Origin of the sequence: Clostridium sp. N3C (assembly GCF_900095445.1) — a bacterium.
In the GTDB taxonomy this organism is placed as follows: domain Bacteria; phylum Bacillota; class Clostridia; order Clostridiales; family Clostridiaceae; genus Clostridium_AU.
The window spans coordinates 29624-39656 of record NZ_FMJL01000019.1 but is presented as its reverse complement, the minus strand read 5'-3'; the positions used below and the strand labels follow the sequence as shown (position 1 = coordinate 39656).

7 protein-coding genes are annotated in these 10033 nt (G+C 31.6%); 6 read left to right on the top strand and 1 reads right to left on the bottom strand.

Annotation, left to right across the window (positions count from 1 at the left end; genetic code table 11):
* Positions 1-114 precede the first annotated feature (114 nt).
* The 4 genes from N3C_RS07495 to N3C_RS07480 all read left to right on the top strand — a co-directional run bounded on the left by N3C_RS07495 (position 115) and on the right by N3C_RS07480 (position 5753).
* On the top strand, positions 115-1035 hold the full coding sequence (locus tag N3C_RS07495; RefSeq protein ID WP_074365423.1) for a GGDEF domain-containing response regulator: 921 nt from the start codon (positions 115-117) through the stop codon (positions 1033-1035).
* 85 nt (positions 1036-1120) lie between these two features.
* Positions 1121-1789 (top strand): peptidase G2 autoproteolytic cleavage domain-containing protein, encoded by a 669-nt coding sequence (locus N3C_RS07490; protein ID WP_074365422.1) that lies wholly within the window; start codon positions 1121-1123, stop codon positions 1787-1789.
* A 240-nt stretch (positions 1790-2029) separates the two neighbouring features.
* On the top strand, positions 2030-4336 hold the full coding sequence (locus N3C_RS07485) for a family 10 glycosylhydrolase (protein ID WP_074365421.1): 2307 nt from the start codon (positions 2030-2032) through the stop codon (positions 4334-4336).
* Between the two features lie 358 nt (positions 4337-4694).
* Positions 4695-5753: an IS1595 family transposase gene (locus N3C_RS07480; protein WP_074365420.1), complete on the top strand. Its 1059-nt coding sequence runs from the start codon at positions 4695-4697 to the stop codon at positions 5751-5753.
* Between the two features lie 299 nt (positions 5754-6052).
* On the opposite strand, the gene N3C_RS07475 is transcribed toward N3C_RS07480, so the two are convergent.
* Positions 6053-7165, bottom strand: coding sequence for an LCP family protein (locus tag N3C_RS07475; protein WP_178377792.1), 1113 nt, complete (start codon positions 7163-7165; stop codon positions 6053-6055).
* A gap of 297 nt (positions 7166-7462) precedes the next feature.
* On the opposite strand from N3C_RS07475, the gene N3C_RS07470 reads away from it, so the two are divergent.
* Together N3C_RS07470 and N3C_RS07465 are read left to right on the top strand one after the other, a co-directional pair.
* A complete protein-coding gene (locus N3C_RS07470; protein ID WP_074365419.1) occupies positions 7463-8041 on the top strand; it encodes an acyltransferase in 579 nt (192 codons plus the stop codon).
* A gap of 130 nt (positions 8042-8171) precedes the next feature.
* Complete coding sequence (locus tag N3C_RS07465; protein WP_074365418.1) at positions 8172-10025, top strand: nucleoside-diphosphate sugar epimerase/dehydratase; 1854 nt, start codon at positions 8172-8174, stop codon at positions 10023-10025.
* Positions 10026-10033: the final 8 nt, after the last annotated feature.

Here is a 10033-nt window from a genome sequence, read left to right as displayed (position 1 = left end):
AATATAATAGCAACTTTTAGGGAGATTCATGATTTAAAACTTAATTATCCAACATTTCTTACTATAAAGGTGATATAAAAGGGCAAAGCAAATTAATAAGATAGGGGTAATAGTATGAGCAGGACAGTGCTTATTGCTGATGATAGTAAATTAAATATTGTAATAATTACAGATATACTAAAATCAGAGGGCTATGAAGTTTATTCTGTTACTTCAGGTACTGAAGTAATAGATGCTATAAAAAAGTATAAACCTGATATAGTACTTTTAGATTTAGTCATGCCTGGAAAAGATGGCTTTACTGTTTGTAGTGAGATAAAGTCTGATTATCAATTTAAAAATCTACCTGTAATTATGGTAACAGCAAGGACTGAAGCAAAATATTTAAAAACTGCTTTAGAGATAGGTGCTTTTGATTATATAAGAAAGCCGGTAGATTCTATAGAGGTTATAGCACGAATAAATTCAGCATTAAGGTACAAGGAACATCAGGAAAAATTAGAAGAAATGGCCATGAAAGATGGACTGACTGGGCTCTATAATCATGCCTTGTTGATAGAATTATTGGCAAAGGAGCATAGTAGACAAAAAAGATTAAATGGAAGTTTAGCATTTCTAATGATTGATATAGATTATTTTAAAAAGGTAAATGATACCTATGGACATCTAAAGGGAAATGAAGTTATTAAAGGTGTAGCGGATATAATGAGATCTGCCATACGGGAAGGTGATGTAGCTGGTAGGTACGGAGGGGAGGAATTTGGTATAGTACTTTCTAATCTCCCCAAGGATAAAGTTGTTGCAATTAGTGAGAGAATTAGAAGAAGAATCGCACTGCAATCCTTTTCTTTGGAAGGACAAACTGTTAACATAACTGTTAGCATAGGAGTGTGTTATAAGGCGCCGGATAATGATATATCACATAAAGATATGATCAAAATTGCCGATGAGGCAATGTATGAAGCTAAGCGTTCTGGAAGAAATAATGTGAAGGTTAGAACAAAGCTAAAAGGTGATGAAGTTGCTACAGAATAATCAGCAATAATTACTTTGGGTTATCAAATCTACACCTAATTACATACAAATATAGTGTAAGAGATTAGGTGGAGGTAAAATTCTAATGGATGAAAAAGATTTAAATCATCTTCAAAATAAATTATTTAAAGTATCTAGTGATAAAGCAGGGGTAGTAGAAATGGGATCCTCTTTTGGTATAGGAGGATATGCTGAAATGTTTGAAACCTTGGACGGTCAGCCAATAGATTGCGGATATTTTGTCACATTGCAGGGAAGAAAAATTCGTATTGCCAATGCTAAGGATCGTTATATTTTAGGGGTTACTACTGCTACTCCAACAGTATTAGGTAGCGGCAGAGATGTTAGATGGAAAAATAAATATCTTACAGATGAATGGGGAAGAATGCTTTACGAAGAGGTTCTTGTACCAGAAATGCATGGTGATGATGGTAGTGTAGTTATCCCTGAGCACATAGAAAAAAAACCAATAATAAATCCTAAATGGGATAAAAATCAAACATATATACCTAGGCAGTTTAGGAAGGAATGGGTTTCAGTATCACTGATAGGACAAGTTTTGGTGAGAGATGACGGTAGCTGCCAGGAAAATGGCTACTGTATTCCTGGTGATAATGGAATTGCTACCAGTGCTAACAGAGGATATAGAGTATTGGAAAGAACAAGACCAAATCAAATTCTAATACTGCTGAAAGCTACTGCCTTTCCCACCTCCTCCGTTATAACAAGAACTAGAACAACAAATCAGCTGTAAATTAATATTGATAAGTGGCGTTGATAAAATGCATTTCTAAATGTTAATGGACTACAACATTTGGAGATGCATTTTTTATTTTCTATAAAATTTAAAAAATATAAAGGAAATTGTTCTTTTATGTTGAATATGATATTAGAAAGGTGTGTCTTTTTTAAGAAAAGTATATACATTTTTTATAAATTTCTAATAAAAGTGGATTGAAAGTTAAAAAGTTGTTAATAGAAGGTGGTAATAAAAATGAAGACAATTAGGAAGTTAGTAGCTGCATTCATGGCAAGTACCATATTTTTTTCTGCTATAAATGTCTCGGCAGAAGGAACAAATGAAATTAATATGGCTAATGATGTAAAGTTAGTTACTTCCGCAGGCAGTAACGAGTTTAGAGCTGTATGGTTTAGTTCAGTTTATAATCGAGATTGGGTATCATCGGCTTCCGTTGGTGTTGAAGGCCAAAAAAATGATTATGTATCAAAGCTAGAAAAACTTAAAGAGTCTGGATTTAATGCTGTCATTTTTCAAGTTAGAGCTATGGGGGACGCATTATATCCTTCCGCTTATGCTACTTGGTCAAAATACTTGACAGGAACTTTGGGAAAAGATCCAGGCTATGATCCCTTAGAATTTGCTTTGCAAGAGGCTCATAAAAGAAATATGGAATTTCATGCATGGTTTAATCCTTTTAGAATAAGCAGTGATGCAAACTTTAATATAAATGACTATATAAGTAGACTACCTAACAGTAGTGCATTAAAACAACATCCTGAGTGGATTGTGAAATATTCAGGCAGTAGTGCTACTTATCATTGGATCAACTTAGGCATTCCTGAAGCACGACAATATGTTATTGACACTATACTGGAGGTAGTAGGAAAGTACGGCATTGATGGTGTTCATTTAGATGATTATTTTTATCCTTATCCAGTTTATGCAGCAGATGGCAGGAAGGTAGACTTTCCTGATGGTGAGGCATATGAAATTTATAAAGGCAACTTCACCAATAAAGAAGATTGGCGTCGAAATAATGTAAATTTATTTGTAAAAGAGTTATCAGAGAAAATAAGAGCAAGAAATTCTTCAGTTAAATTTGGAATTAGTCCTTTTGGTATATGGAAAAATGGTAAAAATGAAGGCGGAGCAGGTACCAATGGTATGAGCAGTTATTATGATCTATACGTTGATTCTAAAGCCTTTATAGATAATCAATGGATAGATTATATTGTACCTCAAGTTTATTGGAGTATGAGTTATAGCAAGGCAAGGTATGATGTTTTGGTAGATTGGTGGAGTCAGCAAGTAGCGGGAAAAAATGTACAACTTTATATTGGACAAGCTGCCTACAAAATAAGTAATGGTAGTGGAGATGCTGCATGGAATAATTCAGAAGAAATAATTAATCAGGTAAAATACAATAGAAATAATCCTAATGTAAAAGGAAGCGTATTTTTCAGTGCTAGTGACATCTTAGCAAACAAGTTAGGAGTCTATGATGCTCTTAAGAATGCTTTGTACAATACTGTTCAAAACCAAACTGAAGGAATTCCAATGTATTCTAATGTTGCTACAATATCTTCTTTCACTGTAGATAAAGCTTCTCCTCAGAAGTTAAACTCAATAATAAACTTTTATGCAACAGTAAGTGGTTCTAATAATCCATTATATAGATATTCCATAAACAACGGCAGTGGATGGCAGATAATTCAGGACTATTCAACAAAATCATCACTAAGATGGATTCCTAATGCTAAAGGAACATACACAATAAGGCTGGAAGTTAAGGATGCAAACTCACCAAGTCAATATGATGATATTAGGGAGATATCTTTTGTAATAAAAGCACTGTATACTGTAACTTTGGATCCTGGTCATGGAGGTTCCGAAATAGGAGCTATAAGTCTTGATAATGATTATGAAAAAAATATTAACCTACCAATAGCCTTAACTCTTAGAGATATATTAGAGTCTAGAGGGCTAGAGGTATACATGACCAGAGATACAGATAAATATGTTAGTTTATCTGATAGGGCACAATTTGCCAATAATTTAAGAACTGATATATTTGTATCAGTTCATAATAATTCTTATACTAATCAATCTGTTAATGGTATTGAAACCTTCTATTATTCAACAGATACAAAAGGTAAGGAAATGGCAGAAAAGGTACAGAAAAGTTTAATAGCGAATACAAAGGCTAACAACAGAGGAGCAAAGTCTGGAAATTACCTTGTAATTAGGGAAACAATTATGCCTGCCATACTAGTAGAATGTGGTTTTATAACTAATAGAGAAGAGCTGAATAAACTAAAAACTAAATCATACCAAGATAAGTTGGCTTATTCAATTGCCTATGGTGTATTAAATTTCTTAAATTTAAATCTGGAAGATGTTAACCGTGATTCTTCCATAGACTTAAGAGACTTAGCAGCTGCATCAGCAAAATACAATACAAGATTAGGTGACAGTGCATGGTCTAGCAATTCAGACGTAAATAATGATAATATCGTAGATATTTTTGATTTAGTTTTAATTTCAAAGCAAATACATTAATGTATAATAAAAGTGAAATAAAAGAGAAGTAAAAGTGGGATTGCACACAAAAGTGCCTTCCCACTTTTTGTTTTAAAGAAGTGTTGATAAGAATGAATATAAGTGTACAAGCTTTCAGCATAGGCTGGCTGAGAAGTACCGTAAGACTTTTTACTATGATGCTTTGTTTCAAAAAAGTGTTGGTAATATTATAAATAAAGAAAACAAGCTCTCCATACAGGGTACTTTCAAATAACTTAAAAAAGTTTATAAGAAAAATTCTTTTAACTGTTTAAAATAAGAATAAATTGTCAAGAATCCAGATATCGAAAATTAATTCGACGATTTTTTGTTCGGATTTTTGCTGGGAGTGACAATTATGAAACAATCTATAAAAGTATTTATTGAAGAAATCAAAAATCTCAAAAATGAGAAAAAATTCAATTTAACAGATATAGCTAAATCAAAAGATGTTACTTCATCCTTTGATAATCAGATTTCTGAAGAAGAATTCATGGAGGCCATGAAAGATCACTGCAAGAAAGAGAAAGAAAAAAGCTGTCCTTATTGCAAAAGAAATAATGTAGTTAAGTACGGTTTTACAAAAAATAAAAAACAACGCTATAAATGTAAAGAGTGCGGAAGGTACTATTGTATCACTACTAATACTCCTATGTATTACAGCAAAAAGGTTATGAAGAAATGGTTTGAATACTATAAATTGATAGGCAACATGACTCCTATACGTCAATGTGCAAAAATACTAGATATAAGTATAGGCACTGCTTTTCAATGGAGACATAAGATTCTAAATGCAATAATGCCCATGCTAAAAGGAAAGATGGAAGGTACTATAGAGATAGATGAAGTGTTGATACCAGAAAGTTTTAAAGGTAATCATTCGAAGAATTTAAATTTTTATATGGATCGAGAACCAGTTATAAGAAAAAGATCAGCAAGCGAATATGTATCTAGCAAAAAAGTATCAATACTTTGCTGTAAGGACAGGCAAGAAAAGGTGTTTGTTCGAACTGGTGGTATAGGTAAGATAGGAGCTATAAGATTGTATGACTTGTTATCAGATAAAATACCTGAAAGATCAATATTATGCACAACCAATAATATAGCTTATATACCACTAGCTCGAAAGTTAAATTGTAAGCTTTATAAATTACGGGGACGATATGAAGTGATAAAAGATAAATATCATATACAAAACGCTGGAGCCTTTGGAAAAAGAATAGTAAACACTATAAATTATAAGTTTAAAGGAGTGGCCACTAAGTATTTAAATTTTTATTTATCATGGTTTCATTGGCAGGAGTCCAATAAGAGAGAAACTAATTCTATGAAACTTTTGGATGCATTAAGTATGTCCATATACAGTAATCAAAAGCTAAGAGTGTGTGATTTTAAGAATGTAAAATCTTTACCATGATAATGATATTTAAAATTGCTTGATGATGTATTTTATAGTATTAAACTTACTTTGAAGCTCTTTGAAAATAGCATGATAAATAGTTAATTTAGTTAATTAGCTTTAAATTAGAGATTAAAAATTTAAAAAAATAGTGAAAAAGAAAAGAATTTTGAATACATTTTCGTCAACTCTTTTTTGAAACAAAGCAACATAGTAGAAAAAACGCTTACCTCGCAGGGAGAACAACTGTTTTTTGTAACAAAGCGATATAGCAAAAAATAAAAGAAGCAGCTCTAACTGCTTCTGTTAAAAATATGCTAATATAATGGTTCAGTTTTTATATCATTATAAATGTAGTCTTTGATTTGTTGTTTTGTTATAGGCATTTGTGGTTCAATGTAGTCTATCTTATTTAATTTTAAGTTTTTCCAGTAGCCATTGATTGGAAAACGGCATTGATCAATTTCTTTAATGCCAGAAGTTAGAAATTGTGTTCCTAATGTTAGAATATCTGTTTTGTCAAAGCTGGTGGTGATATGTGGGAGTACGGAATCAACAATTTTGGGATATTGTGTTACACCAGCGTTGATAATCTTTTGGAAAATTTGATCAAGAACCTTTCTCTGTCTTTCTGTTCTTTCAAAATCGTAGTTACCTACATTTCTTATTCTACCGTAGGCGGTAGCTTGTCTACCGTTTAGTAATTGAGAACCGCTTTTTGTTATAGGGGTATACTCTTTATTGTCTATATCACAAAGCTCCTTAATATACTTATTAATTTCATTTACCTCTTTTTCTTTTATATCCAGCGTTACACCGCCTAAGCCATCTATAATTTCTTCTAATCCCCAAAAGTTAATTGTAACAAATTCTCTTATGTCTAAACCAAAGTTTTGATTTAAGGTTTTAACGGCAAGCTTAGGACCGCCAAAGGCATAAGCATGATTAAGTTTATCCAAGCCATGACCTTCTATATTAACACGAGTATCTCTCAATATAGAAGAAAGCTTGATTTTGTTATGTTTGTAGTCTATTGTTGCAACTATAATGGAATCGGAACGGGTCTGCTCAGCAGGATTTCTAGTATCGATGCCAAAAAGGGCAATATTCATAATCTCATTTTTGCCTAATCTTCTTTTTATATCAATTAAATCTTCCTCAGATATACCTAAAGAAGCATTGTCTTCTGGCAATTTTTCAATATTCAATTTTGTTAATAATAGATTGGTGTAAGTAAATAAAAAGCCTGCTATAAATAATAATATTAAAGTAAGTAACACAATAATTCTTTTCTTTTTCACCTTATTTTTTCTTTTTTTCTTATTATATTTAGGATCCCTTTTAGTATTTGATCTTTGTTTTAGTCTAGGACGTTTATTAGTAGCGTGTCTCGCGTTAATACTTATATTATCTATAGGGCCAGTAGCCATAGTACACCTTCTTTCAAAAAAGTTATACATACATAATACGAAAAAATTACTTTACAGTTACGATGTAAAATATTACCGGTATATATAGAGTATACAATATTTTTCCTAATAATAGAATAGTTAAAATGTGGAAATGTTTGATTATTAAAAAAACATTCTTAGTATTTATATTTGCCTTCACATAAAAAGTGATATAATATATGAATGTGATGTGATTGTGATTAGAACTTAAAATTTTTGATTAAAAAATAGCACTAAAGTTTATATAACATCGTATATGAACAGGAAGGGGTAAATATGAATAAAGATTATTTTGTGCATGAATCCAGTTATGTGGATATGCCATGTGTTATAGGGAAGGGCACCAAGATATGGCACTTTAGTCACATAATGAAGGATTGTATCATTGGTGAAAATTGCAATATTGGACAGAATGTAGTTATTTCCCCGGGAGTTATACTTGGAAATGGAGTTAAGATACAGAATAACGTTTCTGTTTATACTGGTGTAATATGTGAAGATGGAGTGTTTTTAGGACCTTCATGCGTATTTACAAATGTTATTAACCCAAGGAGTTTTATAGAAAGAAAGTCAGAATTCAGAAAAACAATTATTGGAAAAGGTGCAAGTATTGGAGCTAATGCAACCATAGTTTGTGGTCATAAAATAGGACAATATGCGTTGATTGGAGCTGGTTCTGTAGTTACTAAAGATGTGCCTGATTATGCTTTAGTTGTAGGAAATCCTGCAAGAGTTATTGGGAGTGTATGCCAGTGTGGTGAAAGACTTGACTTTAAAGGAAACTTTGCTAAATGTGAAAAGTGTGGTTTGGAGTATGTGGAAGCAAATGGGGTAATTAGAAATGTGAATGCATAGATAAACTTACTTTGCGCATAAATGTTAGCACATCCTAAACATTGGAATTATGAACATTAAGAAAATTGCATTTCATTGAAAAAGATATATGAGGTTTAAGAATTAGCATTAAAACATCGAGGTGATAAAATTGAGAAAAATAAATAAATTAATTATAATTGATATAGTGTTTGTAATTTTATCACTATATCTAGCTTTTTTGCTGAGATTTGATTTTGGAATGGATAATGCTTATAAAGAATATTTGAATTTCGCAATGATGTCTATAGTACCTTTTGTAATTATTACTATAGCTTGTAATTATTTATTTTCTTTATATAGCAGAATATGGAGATATGCATCGGTAGAGGAACTTTTATCAATTGTATTATCTGTATCATTATCAAATGTTTTATTTATTGTTTATAGTTATGTTATTAATTATAAAGTATTACATACAAGTTATTTTAGATTTCCTTTTTCTATGCACATAATAGCTTGGATTATTTCAGTTGCCCTTCTTGGTGGTGTAAGATTTATATTTAGAATAGGTGATGCAGCTAATCAATTTAAAGAAGGGACTACTGGAAAAAAGAAGCTTCTAATAATAGGAGCTGGTGAGGCGGCAGCGATGCTCATTAGAGAAATTAAGAATCATAGAGAATTAAATTATAATATAATAGGACTTATTGATGATGATGTATCAAAGTTAGGTAGAAAGATAAAAGGTGTAAAAGTGCTAGGAGATAGAAGTGATATAGAAAAAGTATGCAAAGAATACAAAGTTGACGAAATAATTGTGGCAATTCCATCTGCGGACAATAAAACTAAGAGAGAAATTTACAATAAGTGCAAAAACACTAAATGCAAATTAAAAACACTACCAGGAATTTATGAGCTTATTGATAATAAAAAAATTGAAATTTCAAAAATAAGAGATGTAAATATAGAAGATTTACTTGGTAGAGAAGAAGTCCATCTTAATATTGAAGGTATAAGTAAATATGTAAAAGATAAAGTGGTCCTAGTAACTGGAGGGGGAGGATCAATAGGGTCTGAACTATGCAGACAAGTGGCGAAGTTTGATCCGTCAAAGTTGCTAGTACTCGATATTTATGAAAATGGAGCTTATGATCTCCAAATGCAGTTGAAATATGACTATCCAGATTTGGATTTAGAAGTAGTTATAGCTTCTATACGAGATTATGAGCGATTAAAGCAACTCTTTGAACAATATAAACCGGATGTAGTTTTTCATGCAGCAGCTCACAAGCATGTACCTTTGATGGAGGATAATCCTTCAGAAGCGATTAAAAACAATATTTTAGGAACATACAACTTGCTTAATTGTGCAAGAGATTATAAGGTTAAAAAATTTGTACAGATTAGTACAGATAAAGCGGTTAACCCCACTAATATTATGGGAGCTACAAAGAGATTTTGCGAAATTATGGTTCAGGCCTTTGACAAGGTTAGTGAAACGGAGTTTGTAGCTGTTAGATTTGGTAATGTTTTAGGAAGTAATGGTAGCGTAATTCCATTGTTTAAAGAACAAATTGCTAAAGGGGGGCCTGTTACGGTAACTCACCCAGAAATAAATAGATTTTTCATGACTATTCCTGAAGCTGCTCAATTGGTACTTCAAGCAGGAGCCATGGCTGACGGAGGAGAAATTTTTGTTTTAGATATGGGAAAACCGGTAAAGATTGTTGATTTAGCTAGGGATCTTATAAGATTATCAGGACTAAAACCTGATGAAGATATAAAAATAAAGTACACTGGTTTAAGAAAAGGCGAGAAGCTTTATGAGGAATTATTGATGAGCGAAGTTGCTTTGACCAGTACTAATCATGAAAAAATATTTGTTGAAAAGCCTATGGAATACGACATGGAGTTTGTAAAGCAAAGTGTAGAGGAATTCCAAAATATCATATATTCAGATAAAGAAGAAATATTTAAATTAATTCAAAAAAAAGTACCCACATATAAAAGAAATTTAAATTAATGGAGGTA